This window comes from Enterococcus sp. 2STP (genome assembly GCF_032465635.1).
In the GTDB taxonomy this organism is placed as follows: Bacteria; Bacillota; Bacilli; order Lactobacillales; family Enterococcaceae; genus Enterococcus_B; species Enterococcus_B lactis.
Genome location: NZ_JAWDJH010000019.1, coordinates 254,805 through 270,695, shown reverse-complemented (window position 1 = coordinate 270,695; position 15,891 = coordinate 254,805). Strand labels below are relative to the sequence as shown.

General features: G+C 37.9%; 16 protein-coding genes. 15 read left to right on the top strand and 1 reads right to left on the bottom strand.

Annotation, left to right across the window (positions count from 1 at the left end):
* Positions 1-324 precede the first annotated feature (324 nt).
* The 10 genes from RWU19_RS08950 (at position 325) to RWU19_RS08905 (ending at position 7,646) form a co-directional block, all read left to right on the top strand.
* Complete coding sequence (locus RWU19_RS08950; RefSeq protein ID WP_024634940.1) at positions 325-1,170, top strand: acyltransferase domain-containing protein; 846 nt, start codon at positions 325-327, stop codon at positions 1,168-1,170.
* A gap of 796 nt (positions 1,171-1,966) precedes the next feature.
* Positions 1,967-2,119, top strand: coding sequence for a CAT RNA binding domain-containing protein (locus RWU19_RS08945; protein ID WP_080263436.1), 153 nt, complete (start codon positions 1,967-1,969; stop codon positions 2,117-2,119).
* Between the two features lie 93 nt (positions 2,120-2,212).
* Positions 2,213-2,662, top strand: a complete 450-nt coding sequence (locus RWU19_RS08940) for a PTS sugar transporter subunit IIA (protein WP_123838131.1) — start codon at positions 2,213-2,215, stop codon at positions 2,660-2,662.
* Positions 2,663-2,677: 15 nt separating this feature from the next.
* Entirely contained in the window at positions 2,678-3,547 is an 870-nt protein-coding gene (locus RWU19_RS08935) for a ketose-bisphosphate aldolase (RefSeq protein WP_123838130.1), read from the top strand.
* A gap of 13 nt (positions 3,548-3,560) precedes the next feature.
* The gene (locus RWU19_RS08930; protein WP_002312117.1) at positions 3,561-3,887 is read left to right on the top strand and encodes a PTS fructose transporter subunit IIB; all 327 of its coding nucleotides are present in this window, start codon (positions 3,561-3,563) and stop codon (positions 3,885-3,887) included.
* A gap of 1 nt (position 3,888) precedes the next feature.
* Positions 3,889-4,986 (top strand): PTS fructose transporter subunit IIC, encoded by a 1,098-nt coding sequence (locus tag RWU19_RS08925; protein WP_024634943.1) that lies wholly within the window; start codon positions 3,889-3,891, stop codon positions 4,984-4,986.
* 10 nt (positions 4,987-4,996) lie between these two features.
* Positions 4,997-5,503 (top strand): D-lyxose/D-mannose family sugar isomerase, encoded by a 507-nt coding sequence (locus RWU19_RS08920; protein ID WP_123838129.1) that lies wholly within the window; start codon positions 4,997-4,999, stop codon positions 5,501-5,503.
* A gap of 410 nt (positions 5,504-5,913) precedes the next feature.
* On the top strand, positions 5,914-6,489 hold the full coding sequence (locus tag RWU19_RS08915) for a TIGR00730 family Rossman fold protein (protein WP_002293608.1): 576 nt from the start codon (positions 5,914-5,916) through the stop codon (positions 6,487-6,489).
* Positions 6,489-6,929 (top strand): nucleoside 2-deoxyribosyltransferase, encoded by a 441-nt coding sequence (locus RWU19_RS08910; RefSeq protein WP_002308312.1) that lies wholly within the window; start codon positions 6,489-6,491, stop codon positions 6,927-6,929. Before RWU19_RS08915 ends, RWU19_RS08910 begins: the two co-directional genes overlap by 1 nt.
* 15 nt (positions 6,930-6,944) lie before the next feature.
* The gene (locus RWU19_RS08905; protein ID WP_002293604.1) at positions 6,945-7,646 is read left to right on the top strand and encodes a deoxynucleoside kinase; all 702 of its coding nucleotides are present in this window, start codon (positions 6,945-6,947) and stop codon (positions 7,644-7,646) included.
* Between the two features lie 487 nt (positions 7,647-8,133).
* Here the strand turns inward: RWU19_RS08905 and RWU19_RS08900 are convergent, their stop codons facing one another.
* Entirely contained in the window at positions 8,134-8,559 is a 426-nt protein-coding gene (locus RWU19_RS08900) for a hypothetical protein (protein ID WP_024636132.1), read from the bottom strand.
* A 229-nt stretch (positions 8,560-8,788) separates the two neighbouring features.
* On the opposite strand from RWU19_RS08900, the gene RWU19_RS08895 reads away from it, so the two are divergent.
* The 5 genes from RWU19_RS08895 to RWU19_RS08875 all read left to right on the top strand — a co-directional run bounded on the left by RWU19_RS08895 (position 8,789) and on the right by RWU19_RS08875 (position 15,592).
* Positions 8,789-10,114 carry a PTS sugar transporter subunit IIC gene (locus RWU19_RS08895; protein ID WP_024636198.1) on the top strand — a complete coding sequence of 442 codons (1,326 nt, stop codon included), beginning with the start codon at positions 8,789-8,791 and terminating at the stop codon, positions 10,112-10,114.
* A 1-nt stretch (position 10,115) separates the two neighbouring features.
* Complete coding sequence (locus RWU19_RS08890) at positions 10,116-12,416, top strand: glycoside hydrolase family 3 C-terminal domain-containing protein (protein WP_123838127.1); 2,301 nt, start codon at positions 10,116-10,118, stop codon at positions 12,414-12,416.
* Positions 12,417-12,422: 6 nt separating this feature from the next.
* The gene (locus tag RWU19_RS08885) at positions 12,423-13,394 is read left to right on the top strand and encodes a LacI family DNA-binding transcriptional regulator (protein WP_123838126.1); all 972 of its coding nucleotides are present in this window, start codon (positions 12,423-12,425) and stop codon (positions 13,392-13,394) included.
* A 21-nt stretch (positions 13,395-13,415) separates the two neighbouring features.
* Positions 13,416-14,813 (top strand): glycoside hydrolase family 1 protein, encoded by a 1,398-nt coding sequence (locus RWU19_RS08880; RefSeq protein ID WP_123838125.1) that lies wholly within the window; start codon positions 13,416-13,418, stop codon positions 14,811-14,813.
* 155 nt (positions 14,814-14,968) lie between these two features.
* Positions 14,969-15,592, top strand: coding sequence for a hypothetical protein (locus tag RWU19_RS08875; protein ID WP_002346113.1), 624 nt, complete (start codon positions 14,969-14,971; stop codon positions 15,590-15,592).
* Positions 15,593-15,891: the final 299 nt, after the last annotated feature.

Genomic DNA, 15,891 nt, shown 5'->3' with positions numbered 1-15,891 from the left:
ATTAGATGAAAATTAAAAGCTAATCTGAATAGAATTTTTTTATAACCATATGATACAGCAAAGTTATTCTTTTACTTAGTATGGAAATCAAATTATTTAGCATAAGTATTATTTTTTTTACATAAAGTGGTTGTTTTTGATATATATTTATTTGGCACTTTGTGATTATGTAAAAGAACAACGTGATGCTGGGCGAATCAAAGTAGTGACAGCATCTGATCTTGCAAATGATGTACAATAAAGAAGATGATCAAAGATTCGAAAAACGATGATTGATTATTTGAGCCACACACTTAAGAAGAGGGGAATGAAGAAAAAATTTTGATGGAGGAAATAGTGTATAAAATCAAGAATCTAGCGGGTGACTTAGATTTCCCAGAAGCCGTGATAGAACAAATGATGATGGAATTAGAAAGTATTTCTAGTGAAGTGCTTGAACAATATAGTCGTGAATTACTGGATGCTAATAAAGCAAAAGCAGCTGCCAAAAAAATAGACGAAGTTTATGGAGAAGAGCCGTTTGTAGCATTAACAATTTATCTATATGCAGCTTCTCAAAGTTGGTTAAAAATTTATCAACCATTGAAGATTCCAAGAACTGTCTATTTGGCAACAATGAATGCTTTTACTAGATTTATTCATGAACATTTTCAAGTAACAGGAAAGTATCGCTTTGACCGTGGTTTTTGGATTTGGCGTTACACTAGCGGATTGATCTTTCGGATTGGTGAATTGGAATACGAAAGGACATATTTTCCAAAGGGGCACAAAGAGCTAAAATTAGAGGGGAAGCAGTGTCTTTCTCTTCATATTCCTTCCGATGCAGATTTATCCCGCAATAAGATAAGAGATAGTTACGAAAGCGCCATTCGTTTTTTTGAATTGTATTTTCCTGATTATCATTACCAAGTGATGTACACAGATACTTGGTTACTGTCGCCAAATCTTACTAAATGGTTGAAACAAGATTCAAAAATCCGACTTTTTGCAGCTGATTATCGCCTTTTGTCAGTGGACGAACAAGATGATAGCGGAGTTCCATGGATCTTTGGACGAGTAGATGCTCATGTACAAGACTATCCAGAAAAAACGAGTTTACAACGACAAGCGAAACAACAGTTACTTGCAGGTGCACACATTGGCTCCGCTTTAGGTATTCTTTCCCTATAACTTTAACACTTCAAAATATTTTAAACATATAAATAACTGCATTAACCAAAAAATTAGGCTTCTATGGATGAGGGAAATCTACTCATTCATAGAAGTCTAGTGATTAAAGGAAGCTTTTAATTCATTGAAGCTACGATAAGCTACTCCACCATTAAATGAATCACACGCCTCACCTCTCATCTTGAAACTATTAGAAGAAAGAAGAAGAGAAGGGGCACTCGAAAAAAGTGTATTTCGCAAATGGGTCATAAAAGAATAAGAAATGTTGCTTTTACAAAAACCTGACCGAAAAACAGTACACATTTTCGTGTTTTTTCGTTTTTTCTTGACTACTGTTGGCGCTATCAGTATCATAAATGGCAGATAGAAACAGCCAAATAAAAAAAGGCACCTCTGCTTCTAGTGGCAGCTAGAAACAGAGGCCTTGAAAAGTCATCACACGTGACCGTCCAAGTTTGCCATAGTCAATGTAAATACATCAACCTTGCTTATTGTATCGAATCTAAAAGGAGAAATCTACCCTTTAGAGGAGAAAATTTAACAAATTGTATGCGTTTTATTTGCTGAGCAAAAGGTATTGGACATTGTGTTCAATACCTTTTTTATCTGAACATACACCTGAAGATAAATCTGCTCTATTCGAAGATTTTCAATACTTTTAATAGAGATGCAGTCAGCAGATACGGTCAGTGTAAAAAGATGCTTTTTTCGTCAAAGGAACCAGCCTTTGCGTATCATATTATGAAAGCAGATTTTATTTGGCTGTTTTCTATCACTGAAAGGAGAGGAGCAACCGATGCAAGTGGTCGCTGTTTTGAATCACAATGCTATCATTGCGAAATCAAAGGAAGGAGAGTGGGTGTTGATCAAAAAAGGAATCGGATTCAAACGAAAGATCGGGGATTCAATCAATGAAAGAGAGGTGGAAAGTGTCTATCAAAAAATCTAAAATTCGGGGAGTCACTGTTCGACAGGCTTGACCCATTTCGCTGAAGCGGAATGCGTCAAGCCTGTTTTTTGAAGGGAGGAAATATCACTGGAATTGACTCAAGTCATTTATGAAGAGTTGCTGATCATTCATTCGAGTGCACGAACGAAACGTCAAATCTTAAAAGAATTAACTCAACTTATGACGGATAAAGGCGTAATATCCGATACAGAAAGTTTCTTAGAGGATGTCTATCAAAGAGAAGCAGAAGGAGCAACAGGAATCGGACAAGGAATCGCTATCCCTCATGGTAAGTCAACAAGCGTCAGACAGACAGTAATCGCGGCTGCTACTTTAGCTAATCCGATCCCATGGGAAACATTAGATGAACGACCTGTAGAGATTGTGATTTTATTTGCTGTACAAGAAGGAGATAAAAATAAAGGACATCTTCAGCTTTTGCAAAAAATTGCTGTACTTTTGGCAAGAGAGAGGTTTATCAAAGAACTGAAAAAAGCTGCTTCAATCGAAGAATTGTATACATTATTGACACAAAATGATTAGGAGGAACGATAACGTATGTTAGTAACAGGAAAAGAAATACTAGCTGTAGCAAATGAGAAAGGCTTTGCCGTACCTGCCTTCAATGCAGGTTCTGGACAATTATTGAATGCAGTGATAGAAGCTTGCGAAGAAGCACAAGCTCCTGTCATGATTGCGATCCATCCAGAAGAACTGAAATTTTTGACAGATAGTTTCGTCGCTCAAGTAAAATATGCGGCTCAGCAGACAGATATCCCTATATGTATCCATTTAGATCATGGTGCTGACTTTAACCAAATTATTCATGCCATCCGCCTAGGTTTTACTTCGGTCATGATCGATGCATCTCACCTATCATACGAAACAAATGTTATGTTATCTAAAAAAGTAGTAGAAGCTGCTCACGCTGTTGGTATTTCTGTAGAGGCCGAACTGGGAACGATTGGCGACACAGGTAATACCATAGAAGGGGGTGTCAGCGAGATTATTTATACAGATCCGTCAACAGCACAAGCATTCATTGAGGAGACAGGGATCGATAGCTTGGCGATCGCTATTGGAACAGCTCATGGAATCTATCCTAAGGAACTCAAACCTAAGCTGCGACTCGATATTTTGGAAACGATACGATCATTGACCACTGTTCCTTTAGTCCTCCATGGAGGATCGAGCAACCCAGATGAGGAGATATGTCAGGCAGTTGAATTAGGAATAAACAAAATCAATATTTCCAGTGATATCAAAATAGTATTCGCAGAAAAACTCCGAGATATCTTGAACTCGGGAGATTTAGAGATCCGTGAACCGAATGTGCTGTTTCCGCCTTGTATGGAAGCTGTTAAACAAGTTGCCTTAGATAAAATTCATTTATTCAAAGCAGACAATAAAGCAAAATATTATATGTGAGGGGGAGTGCAAAATGAAGATCGTAGGGATCGCAGCTTGTACTGCGGGAATTGCACACACGTATATCGCAAAAGAAAAATTGCTTCAAGCAGCGGAGAGTCTTGGTCATGAGATCTGGATCGAGACACAGGGGCTTGCTGGGACACAAGATCTACTGAGTCAAACGTGCATCGCGGATGCAGATGTTGTGCTTATCGCTGCAGATATCAAGGTGAATGGGAAAGAGCGGTTTCTTGGAAAAAAAATAGTCGAAGTACCAACTAGTCTAGTTGTCAAATCTCCGAGAAAACTGATTGAAAAATTAGAAGAGATGTTGGATGGACGAACGAAAGGAGTATAAGATGGAGAAATTGAAATCAATCGGCTTCAAAAAACATTTGATGACGGCGATCTCTTTCTTTTTACCTATCGTCGTTGCTTCTGGATTCTTGCTGGCTATTGGAAATATGTTGGATGGTACAACGATCGAATCCTTCACAGATGGTTTTTCTTTTGCAGATACGATGACAACGATGGGTGGATATGGTTTAGGTTTATTACCGATGATCGTTTCCTGTGCGATAGCTTATTCAATGGCAGATAAGCCTGGTATTGCACCTGGTTTGATTGTCGGGATGACTGCTAGTGGGATCGGAGCGGGTTTTTTAGGTGGGATGGTTGGCGGATATTTATCTGGATTAGTCGTTATTGGATTAACGGCAGGAATCAAAGTACCTAAATGGATGGATGGTCTAATGCCAACTCTGGTTCTGCCATTCCTCAGTTCTTTCATCGGCGGGTTGATCATGTACTATGTAATAGGAACACCCATCAATTGGCTTACAGAGATGCTTACAGGTTATTTAAGTGATTTGGATACTTCTTCGTTATTTTTATACGGAGCAGTAATTGGGGTATTGTCATCAATCGATTACGGCGGAGCTATCAATAAAGTCGTATTTGCGTTTGTGTTTGCTTTGTTTTCAGAAGGAATCTATGAACCAATCACTGTATTGATCTTAGCTTCAATGGTCACCCCATTCGGCTTGACGATTGCTTATTTCTTAGGGAAAATCATTCGTAAAAATATATTCAATCGTCAAGAAATCGATACATTGAAGACAGCTTTTCCTATGGGGATTTGTCAAATCACTGAGGGGTGCTTTCCTATCGTATTGAATGACTTGGCACGTAATGTCATAGCAACAGGAGTTGGTGGGGCAGTCGGCGGTGGATTGAGCATGCTATGGGGAGCAGATAGCCGTATCCCAGCATCAGGAATGTTTGCAGTCGCTACGATGACCAGACCATGGTCATTCATTGGCGCTTTATTAGCTGGTTCTTTTGCTACGGGAATAACTATTTTATTTTTGAAAAAACCAGTTGACCCAAATGCAGAAGTCATCCAAGAAGAAAAAGAGGAAGAAGAGATATCTTGGGATGACTTGACAATCAGTTAGGAGGAACAGAATGGATTACAAGAAAAGAGTACAACAAATGTTCCTAGATTCAGGAGTAGTATTGAAAGAAACAGAATTAGAAAGAATAGAATATACAGATTTTGGATTAGGAGCAATCGAGACTGAAGGATTGAATTTATTTGTTTATGAAAATAATGAGCGATACTGCGGGAAAGAACTGGTATTATTGCCTTATCAAACTTGTCCAGAGCATCGGCACCCACCTCGAGATGAGAATGAAGGAAAAAAGGAAACCTTTCGTTGTCGAAAAGGCTTAGTATATCTTTATGTCGAAGGAAAAGAAACAAAAAAACTTTCCTGTACTATTCCAAAGGGGCAAGAACGTTACTATACGGCAAAAAAAGAAATCATACTTCACGCTGGAGATCAGTACACGATCGAACCAAATATCAAACACTGGTTCCAGGCAGGTGCAACAGGCGCGGTTATCACCGAATTTTCTTCCAGCAGTGATGATTCAAGTGATAGTTTTACGAATCCAGCTATTTATCGTTAATACAAAGGTTTGGGAACAAGCTGATGAACCAAAATGATCAAATTTCGATCATTTGGTTCGTCGGCTTTTTTATTTAGAGAAACACCAGGCGTTGGTGAAACATAACACGAGAATAAAATGGATTTTTCATTAATAGGAGAAATAAGTGTGTGACGATTTAAATAATGCGTGTTATTGACATACAGGACGAAATCCCAATTTCTTCTATAAGTAAGTCGTTTCAATTTTATATTTACTAGTTATTTATTTTTTTGGTTACTGTAAAATAGCTGAAAAATTATTTTTTTGAAAATACTATATATAGTGGTGTTTGATCTATATACCACTAAAAAACTACAAAATCTAGTCTTTTATTTTAAAAAAACACGTGTAGAATGAAGATAGACTTTTGAGTTAGGGAGTGTTTTTTTATGAAACTTACTGTTTTTTGCGGTTCCCGTTTTGGCAATAAAGAAAGTTACAAATTTATTGCGCAAACGTTAGGAAAATATATGGCACAAGAAGAAATCGAACTGGTTTACGGTGGTTCATACTCCGGGATTATGGGAGTGATTAGTAAAACAGTACTGGAAAATAACGGAAAAGTCACAGGTATCTATCCAAATGGCCTTTTTGAAACTGAGCTGCCAGGGAAAGATGTTACTACATTTATTCCTACAGAGACAATTGATGAAAGAAAGGTATTATTATTTGAAAAAGGAGATGCTGTCCTCGTTTTCCCTGGAGGTCTAGGTACATTGGAGGAATTTTCGCAACTTCTTTCTTGGATAGCGATCGGCCTGACGCCTGATAAGCCAATCGGAATATTGAATATTGGCGGTTATTACAGCGGCTTGCAACAATTATTAGAAACTTTTGCAAAAGAGGATTTTATGGATAAAAAATGGTTGGATCAAGTGATCTTTTCCAACAATCCATTGGAACTGGTCAATGAATTACGAGCAGTATCTATTAAAAATCAGTTATTATTGAAGGAGGCAAAATAATGAGTCAAATATATTTAGCAGGACCATTTTTTTCAGAGGAGCAAATCGATCGAGTAAGTCGTATCGAAAAAGCGTTGGAGGAAAACAAAACAGTTACAAGTTTCTACTCTCCACGTCATCACCAAGAAAGCAATTATGAACTATTCAGTGCTGGTTGGGCGCAAGAAGTATACGAAAAAGATATGGAAGAGTTGACAAATGCAGAATTTGTTGTGGCTATCCTTGACTTTGAGCATCAAACAATCGATCCAGGAACGGCTTACGAATTAGGTGTGGCAACTATGTTGAAAAAACCGATGATCATCGTACAAGAAGAGACGGTACCTACGAACTTGATGATTACACAAAGTCTTCACACGTATTTAAAATCAGACCAAGCTGTACGCGAATATGATTTTGAAAAATTGCCTGTTGAAACTTACGTAGGCGAGTACTTATAGAAGAGGAAGGGTTGTATGTCAGTGATTTTGATTTCAGGAACGATTGGTGCAGGTAAGAGCAGTTTGACGGATATGCTTGCAAAAGAGATTGATTCTAAACCATTTTATGAAAATGTCGAAGATAACGAAGTATTGCCGCTTTTTTATTCAAATCCTGAGCAGTACGCATTTTTATTGCAAATCTTCTTTTTGAATAAGCGATTTTTAGCAATGAAAAATGCTTTAGTGAACGATGACAATGTGCTAGACCGCTCCATCTACGAAGATAGTCTGTTGTTCCATCTAAATGCTGATTTAGGTCGGGTAACGGATATCGAAGTACAGCAATACGATAGCTTATTAGATACGATGCTAAACGAGTTAGATGATGTTGCTCCAAAAAAACGGCCCGATTTGATGGTCCATATCAAAGTTTCTTTGGACACGATGCTAGAACGTATCAAAAAACGCGGGCGTGACTATGAACAGCTAGAAAGCGATGAAACGTTATACACCTATTACGAAACATTGAACACCCGCTATAATCAATGGTATGAAGATTTCGATGTATGTCCTAAAATACAAGTGGATGGGGATACATTCGATTTTGTAGAAAATCCAGAAGATGCAAAAAAGGTGATTCGTCAGATCCAAGAAAAATTAGCTGAATTGGAAGGAAAGCCTGCTGGAAAATATTTTACAGATAATCAGCATGCGAAAGGTCAAGAATTAGGCTAAAAATAAAAAACCAAACGACGGGAAAGAAAAATTACTACGTGATGTAGAATAAGTCTTTCTATCGTTTGGTTATTTTATATTCAAAGATGTGAAATAAATAAAACGTTACTCTTTGATTTGTGAACTGAAATGATCCACTGTTTGTTTTACTGATGAAACTTGATCAAAGGAAGAAGCTCAGTTTGAAGTTCATAAAAATCAGCCATAGTGAGTTTTGCTTGATTTTGCTTATCTTCTTTTGCTTTTTACATAATTTTTGACAGGATAAGATTCAAACGATTTAAAAGAATCTTTGACTAGTTTGTGGCAATTATCGCATATACTCAAACTTCCTTGATCATTAAATTCTGTATGGATATTTTTGTTGTTATTACATGTACAATAATCAGGACTATCGATCATCCATTTCGTCTCCTTTACAGTCATCTTGCTTCTTTACTATAGCAGAAAAGAAGGGGAGAAACAAAAGAAGATCCAACAGATGGCACTATAGACTGTAGATGTTGCCATCCTCATCCTTCAAACGGTAATTACCGATTTTGGTAAATGTGACTGTTGCTTCTTTTTTATTTTCTTTTCCTGAAATAATATATTCGTCATCTTTGGTAGTGATCTTGATATCTGTCAGCACTGTTTTTTCTTCAGATGATTCAGAAGAATCAGCTCCTTGTGTCTGATACGTGCGTGTCCATTCCATTTTTTTATCTGTAAATGTCAACTGTCCCGCGGATAAATCCATATCTTTACGTACTTTTAGCGTATATACACTGTTGGTGATATCTGCTTTTTCCGCTTTTAAGACAGAAGAATCGGTTGTTTCGTCCGAGGATTGGTCAGAGCCGCCAAACAAATTACAGCCAGTCAATGTCAAAAGTCCCGCAGACAAAATAAATAGTACGATTAATTTCTTCAAAATACTTCCCCCATTTGATAGGATAAAGAAATTATACCATTGGAAAGTAAAACTTCAAACGGATGGAAGAGAAAAAATTCACAAAATACCATTAAATAGAATAAATTTTCAAAAGTCATAAAAAATCCACCACCTTTAGAAAGCGTTTTAAAAAATGTGTTGCAATCTTTTAGAAAAGTGCTATATTAAAAATGAACCGGTTCAATTTTAGAATCTAGGAGATGAAATAATGAAAGTCGTAGACAGACTATCTGAAAAAATGCTACCAATCGTATCTAAGATGAGTAGCCAGCGACACTTGCTGGCCATTCGAGACAGTTTTATCGTTACTATGCCGTTAGTAATGGCTGCTTCTGTCATGGTTTTGCTGAATGCTCTGATTTTTTCAAATGCAACAGTCCAAAGAATACTTGATCTAAGTCCATTGGCTGAACTTGCTTCAATCGTGAATAATGGTACGATGAGTATTTTAGCTATTATCGTGTGTTACAATATCGGCTGGAATTTGGCAACCCACTATATCCAAACAGGCGTGATTGATGATCCATCATTTAGTCCTGTTCATGCAGGAATTCTAAGTACAGCCGTAATGTTTATTTTGATGCCTTTATCAAGTACAGTCACTTTGATGGACGGAAATACAGCAGAAGCTACAGGGGTTTTCTTACAAAGTCTGACTTCTTCGTCTGGCTTAGCAACGGCGATGATTGCTGCCCTTGTCAGTACAGAATTATTTATCAAATTAGCGAAAATGAAGAGTTTTAAAATCAGGATGCCAGAAGGAGTTCCACCGGCAGTAGCTACGTCATTTAATTCTTTAGTACCAGAAATAGTTGTCATTTTATTTTTTTCAGTTGTCGTTTTTACTTTAAACCATACGACTGGTTTGAATGTTCCGCAATTAATTGAATTAGCGATTCAGACACCATTGAAAGCTTTTGTTTTATCCGTCCCAGGCATCTTATTTTTACAGTTTTTCTCTGATTTCTTATGGGTGTTTGGTATGCATGGTTCGAGTATTTTGGCTCCTATACGGCAAGCACCTTTGTTACAGTCTATTCAGGAAAACATGGATGCTTTTTCAGTAGGAAAAGAAATTCCTAATATTATTACGGAGCCCTTTACCAATGCATTTGGATTGATCGGAGGTGGCGGGTGTATTTTACCGTTAGTTATTGCTATCTTGTGGGCTTCTAAACGTCAAGAACAGCGATCGATCGCTAAATTTGGTCTGACTACTTGTTTATTTAATATTACGGAACCAATTATGTTTGGATTACCAGTAGTCATGAATCCAATATATATGGTTCCTTGCGCTATTATACCATCTATTAACTTGATTATTGCCTACGCAGCCACAAGTCTTGGAATCATCAGTAAAACAGTTGCTGCTGCACCTTGGATCACTCCGCCGGTTATACAATCTTTTATTGCTACAGGAGGCGATATACGAGCAGCAGTCTTAACAGTAATACTTATCGTTCTAGATGTATTTTTATTCCTGCCATTTGTGTTAGCCGCTAATAAGGCAAAATTGGCAGAAGGAGGATATTAAGGTGTACGATTACCCGTATCAAAACCCAAAGTTGACCATCCGCCAAAGAGTAGAAGATTTACTTTCGCGGATGAATATTGCTGAAAAAGTAGGACAGGTAAACCAGCATTTGTATGGTTGGGAATGTTATGAAAAAAACGGAGACAAGATCGAATTAACAGAAAAGTTAAAAGAACATGTTAAATGGGGAGGCGGTCTGGGTGCCTTATACGGTCTGTTTCGCTCTGATCCGTGGTCTAAAACAGATTATAAGAATGGGATTCTTGCAAAAGAAAGCTGGAAGGTGGCTAACCTAGTCCAAGAATATGTACTAAAGCATTCGCGATGGAAAATTCCAGTTTTGCTTGTAGAAGAATGTCCACATGGTCATCAAGGTTTGGATGGGATTTCTTATCCAACGAATATCGGCCGTGGAAATACCTTCAATGTAGCGTTATTAGAACAAACGAGCCGATTGATGGCAAAAGAACTGGCTGCTAAAGGTGTTCATTTAGCGCTGGTGTCGACTTTGGATCTGGCAAAAGATCCTCGTTGGGGAAGGACAGAAGAGTGCTTTGGGGAAGATCCGATTCTCTCAGCTCGTTTTTCTGAAGCGGTCGTTCGAGGGTTCCAAGGAGAGATTATTTCAGAAAAAGTTTCTTTTCTTGATCAGACAGTAGAGGAAATCAATAAGAAGAAGGATCAGATCGGTGTTGTGTTAAAGCACTGTATCGCACAAGGAGAAGCTTTAGGCGGTCATAATTCAGGCACAGTGACGATTGGACGCAGAGAGTTCTCCGATATTTACGGGCCATTATTGAAGAGTACAAGAAATGCAGTAGGTGTCATGGCTGCTTATAATGATATCGACGGGGTACCTTGTCATATCAATCGAGCGCTTTTTGAGCAAACATTAAGAAAAGAGATCGGTTATCAAGGGATCGTTATGGCAGACGGTGTTGCTTTGGATCGTTTATCCGATGTTTTTACAGATAAAAAGACTGCTGCAGCATATGCATTAGCGGCAGGAATCGATCTCAGTTTGTGGGACGAGACCTATACCAAGATTGCAGAAGCCATTGATGATCAAGTCGTAGATGAAAAGCTACTAGATCAAGCAGTTCGCCGAGTTTTATCTGTCAAATTTTTATTAGGTTTGTTTGAACAACCATTTGCAAACGATCCAAAGGAGTATTGGGATCATCTCATGGAGGAATCAGAGCACTTAAATTTAGAGACAGCAAAAGAAAGTATCACTTTACTAAAAAATGACGGTATATTGCCGTTGGATCAACAAGTAAAAAACATTGCTGTTATAGGACCAAATGCTCACGATGTTTACCACTTGTTGGGAGACTACTCTGCACCACAAACAGAAGACCGTTTGAAAAAAACGATAGTACAAGAGATAAAAACAGAGTTTCCCCAATCAAAGGTTTCTTATGCACAAGGGTGTGAAGTAAGAAATCAGGAGGATCAGGAAGAAAAATTATTAGAAGCGGTGACCCTTGCTCAAAACTCAGATGTGATCATTGCAGTTCTAGGTGGATCAAGTGCGCGGAACTTTGATATGGAATTTCTTCGTAACGGGGCAGTTTCATCGAAAGGGATCAACATGGATTCTGGAGAAAATGTAGATGTTGCTTCTCTTTCTTTAGGTGGATACCAAGAACAACTGATTGAACAATTGTATCAACTAGGCAAGCCAATCATCACGATACTTGTGCAAGGAAGACCCTACGATTTGATGAAAATCGAGTCATTTACGAATGCCATTGCAACAGCATGGTTTCCTGGACAGGAGGGTGGAAAAGCCATTGCGCAGATGATTTCTGGAAGAAATAACCCAAGCGGACGATTGAGTTTGTCTTATCCTAGAAATAGTCAGCAACTACCTGTTTATTACTATCAGCGTGCTGCTTCTAAACAAGAGAATTATTATGATTTAAGCGGCAGTCCATTTTATCCTTTTGGACATGGTCTAAGCTATACAACATTTGAATACAGTCAGATGGAAGTCAAAACGGATATTGACAAAGTAATAATATCAATTAAAGTTAAAAATACAGGAAGTGTTTCAGGTAAAACAAGTACTCTTGTCTATGTCCGATTAATTGACGGCGCTGTCATCCAAAGAACGAAATTATTGAAAGCTTTTCGTAAAGATGAATTGCAGTCTCAAGAGGAAAGACTGCTTGTTTTTGAACTCACTTCTGAAGACTTTAGTTATATGGACATTGATGACAAGCGGCATTATGCAAAGAAAGCGGTCATTATGGTCGAACAACAAGAAAGAGAAATCAAATGTAACTGGCAGGAGTGAAAATGTATGGCATCAATCCGTGACGTGGCTAAGATGGCTGGTGTTTCAGTGGGAACAGTTTCCCGCTATTTAAACGGTCAGCAGCTGAAGGAAAAGAATATGGAAAAAATAGCAGAAGCGATTTCAGCGTTGGACTATAAAGAAAACATCATTGCTAAAGGATTGAAGAATAATCGAAGTTTCTCTATTGGACTTTTGATAAACGGGATATCTAGCCGTTTTGGTTCGGAGGTTGTTTCAGGGATCGAAAGAGTAGCTGAAGAAAATGGGTATAGCTTATTATTAAGCGGGTTTGCCGATCAGCCAGAAAAAATCGATCAAAAAATCGAATACCTGATGAAGCATGCAATCGATGGGTTGATTGTCTTCTTATCAGAAGAAGAGTGGTCTGGATTTGAAATGCTCACAAAAATGAGTATCCCAGTTGTCGCATTGAATTGTCCGGATGGGCCAGCAGGTATTGATACAATAGTAGTGAATGATCGAGAAAGTGTAGCAAGAGTGATTGCTCATCATGGCGAACAAGGACATAAAACAATAGGATTTATTGCTGCCGCTCAAACAGATTACGTAGCAAGAGAACGTTTAGCTGGAGCCAAAGAAGCGGTACAAAAGGATCCGTCTATCCATTTAGAGATCTTTACAGGAGACTATTCTAGAAAAAGCGGCTATTACGGGGCAAAAGCATTATTAGAAAAAGGGGCAACTGCTATTTTTGTCAGCAATTACAATATGTCGATTGGTGCCATCGAATGTTTCAATCAAGAAGGTGTCAGAATCGGGAAGGATATTGCGTTCAGTCACTATGATTATTTAGATAAAAACGATCTGAGTATCCTTCCGAAAATCACGATCACGCCACCAACAGATCAAATCGGGGAACGAGCAGCAGAGCAGCTGTTGAAACGAATCAAAAAAGAAGAGGAAGAAAATGAAAAAGTGATTGTGATGGAAAATATCATACATGGAATCAACTAAAAAAGAAAAAGAGGTGCTTTGATGAAAAGATATCAATTTCCAGAAAATTTTTGGTGGGGCTCTGCAGCAAGTGGTCCACAAACAGAAGGAAGAATTTCAGGCGATGGAAAAGGAGAGAACATTTTTGATTATTGGTACAAAAACGAACCGCAAAAGTTCTTTGATCAAGTAGGACCTGAAAAAACCTCGCAAGTTTATACGAAGTATCAAGAGGATGTACAGTTGATGAAACAGACTGGGCATAATTCATTTCGAACCTCTATCCAATGGAGCCGTTTGATACCTGATGAATCTGGAACAATCAACGAAGAAGCCGTTCGTTTCTATCATCGCTATTTTGATGAGTTGATTGAAAACGGTATCGAACCCTTTGTTAATCTGTATCATTTCGATATGCCAATGTATCTGCAAGAAAAAGGCGGATGGTTGAACCGAGAAACGGTTGAAGCCTATGAAAAATACGCAAAAAGTTGTTTTCAGTTGTTTGGCTCGAAAGTAAAAAAATGGTTTACCCATAATGAACCAATCGTTCCAGTCGAGGCAGGCTATTTGTATCGATGGCATTATCCGGAAGAATCAGATATGAAAAAGGCAATCCAAGTTGGTTATCATGAAGCGTTGGCTTCAGCATTAGCCATCAAAGCTTATCATGAAATGGACCAAAGCGGTGTCATCGGAATCATCTTGAATTTGACACCGAGTTATCCAAGAGACGAATCAAATCCCGAAGATGTTAAAGCAGCACGAATAGCAGATGCGTTCTTCAATCGTTCATTCCTTGATCCAGCTGTAAAAGGGGAGTTTCCAAGTGAATTGATCGAGAGAATAAAAGAACTCGATCTAATGCCGGAGATCCATCCAGATGATTTGACGATCATTAAAGAAAACACAGTAGATCTTTTGGGAATTAATTATTACCAGCCACGCCGAATAAAAGCAAAAGAAACACCAATCGATACTAAAAACGGTCCTATGCCTGAGGATTACTTCGACAATTATGAAATGCCTGGTCGTAAAATGAATCCTTATCGCGGATGGGAGATCTATGAAAAAGGAATCTATGATATTTTGATCAATGTACGAGATCATTATGGGAATATCGACTGTTTTATTTCTGAAAACGGCATGGGTGTAGAAAATGAAGCACGATTTATCAAGGAAGATGGTATGATCCACGATGATTATCGGATCGAATTTGTTCAATCTCATCTGAAATATGTCCATCAAGCCATTCAAGAAGGTGCCAATTGTTTAGGTTATCATATGTGGACATGCATGGATAACTGGTCGTGGACCAATGCCTATAAGAATCGTTACGGTTTTATTTCAGTAGATTTAGCACAAGATGGAAAAAGAACGATTAAGAAATCGGGTCATTGGTTCAAAGATGTATCAGACAGAAATGGATTTGAAGCTTAAAGAATAGCCAAGAGAGAATGTATGAAAATTCCCGTTCTTACCGCTTCAGGAAAAAGAAGTTCAATTATTTACGATCTTTTTCAACTTTTTTGTCTTTCTATTTCATTTTTTGTATATAATAGAATAGTCAAAATTAAATAGGAGTGGAGGAAGGCATGAGGAAAAAAAGACCGTTTCTTCTCTTTTGGTTATTCGGTTTTTTCTTACTGCTTATTTTATCCGCAGCATTTTCAGGAAAAATGACAGCAGATCTTGCTCAGAAAGAAACAGAAAAAATCGTAGCAAGCAAAGAATCAGTAGATAATTTCAAAAAAGAATTCTCAACTTATTGGTGGGAGGAATATAAATTAACTGCCAATTACGAAAAAGGTGAATTGGACATCTATTTGCCAAAAGGAAAAGAAGAAAATCAATTTATCAATATCGATGACGTACTTAGTGCGATTTCTCTCAGACAATATCAATTCAAAGACAAACATTTGGCCGTTTTGCTTTTGACTCATGATGGCGACAAGGTAGCTCGTTTGAAAAATGGAAAAGTGGTCACAGCTTATTCTGAAAAAGTGGACAAAAAAGTGGTGGCCGATCGACTAGCGGAATGGAAAAAAACCAATGAACAAGTCAAGAAAACAACTGCTTCTTCTCAAAAAAACGAGTCGACAGAACCAAGCCCTTCAGATTCTGGCAGTGGACAAACGATAACGGGAAATGAAGAAAATCAAGCCTCAATCATTACGAATGAGTCATCAGAAGGACAATATCAAACCTATGGACAATGAAAAACAGAGGTTGTGAAAAAGCTGTCCTGCATCAAGAAATAAGGAGCTGCGACAAGAATTTTGTCTCAGCCTCTTTTTTTTGTACGAATACCGAGAAACTACTTTTGAATACCGTGGAGTGAAGCGGTCACCACAAGACTTTTATCTCTTCATTCGTTTAATCGCTTACACCACAGCGGTTTTATGCTGTGAAAAATGGACGGAATAATCTTTAGAAAGAATAAAAAAATCTTAAGATAACAATTTTTTTAGGAAATTTTCATTTTTCAGGAGCAAAATAAGAAAAAATGTGAATAGAG

Bases quoted from the DNA above. Each gene is read 5' to 3' on its own strand.
- RWU19_RS08885 (WP_123838126.1), top strand. From the start codon at position 12,423: ATGGCATCAATCCGTGACGTGGCTAAGATGGCTGGTGTTTCAGTGGGA.
- RWU19_RS08920 (WP_123838129.1), top strand. From the start codon at position 4,997: ATGGATTACAAGAAAAGAGTACAACAAATGTTCCTAGATTCAGGAGTA.
- RWU19_RS08905 (WP_002293604.1), top strand. From the start codon at position 6,945: ATGTCAGTGATTTTGATTTCAGGAACGATTGGTGCAGGTAAGAGCAGT.
- RWU19_RS08945 (WP_080263436.1), top strand. From the start codon at position 1,967: ATGCAAGTGGTCGCTGTTTTGAATCACAATGCTATCATTGCGAAATCA.
- RWU19_RS08930 (WP_002312117.1), top strand. From the start codon at position 3,561: ATGAAGATCGTAGGGATCGCAGCTTGTACTGCGGGAATTGCACACACG.
- RWU19_RS08875 (WP_002346113.1), top strand. From the start codon at position 14,969: ATGAGGAAAAAAAGACCGTTTCTTCTCTTTTGGTTATTCGGTTTTTTC.
- RWU19_RS08895 (WP_024636198.1), top strand. From the start codon at position 8,789: ATGAAAGTCGTAGACAGACTATCTGAAAAAATGCTACCAATCGTATCT.
- RWU19_RS08910 (WP_002308312.1), top strand. From the start codon at position 6,489: ATGAGTCAAATATATTTAGCAGGACCATTTTTTTCAGAGGAGCAAATC.
- RWU19_RS08925 (WP_024634943.1), top strand. From the start codon at position 3,889: ATGGAGAAATTGAAATCAATCGGCTTCAAAAAACATTTGATGACGGCG.
- RWU19_RS08915 (WP_002293608.1), top strand. From the start codon at position 5,914: ATGAAACTTACTGTTTTTTGCGGTTCCCGTTTTGGCAATAAAGAAAGT.
- RWU19_RS08950 (WP_024634940.1), top strand. From the start codon at position 325: ATGGAGGAAATAGTGTATAAAATCAAGAATCTAGCGGGTGACTTAGAT.
- RWU19_RS08935 (WP_123838130.1), top strand. From the start codon at position 2,678: ATGTTAGTAACAGGAAAAGAAATACTAGCTGTAGCAAATGAGAAAGGC.
- RWU19_RS08880 (WP_123838125.1), top strand. From the start codon at position 13,416: ATGAAAAGATATCAATTTCCAGAAAATTTTTGGTGGGGCTCTGCAGCA.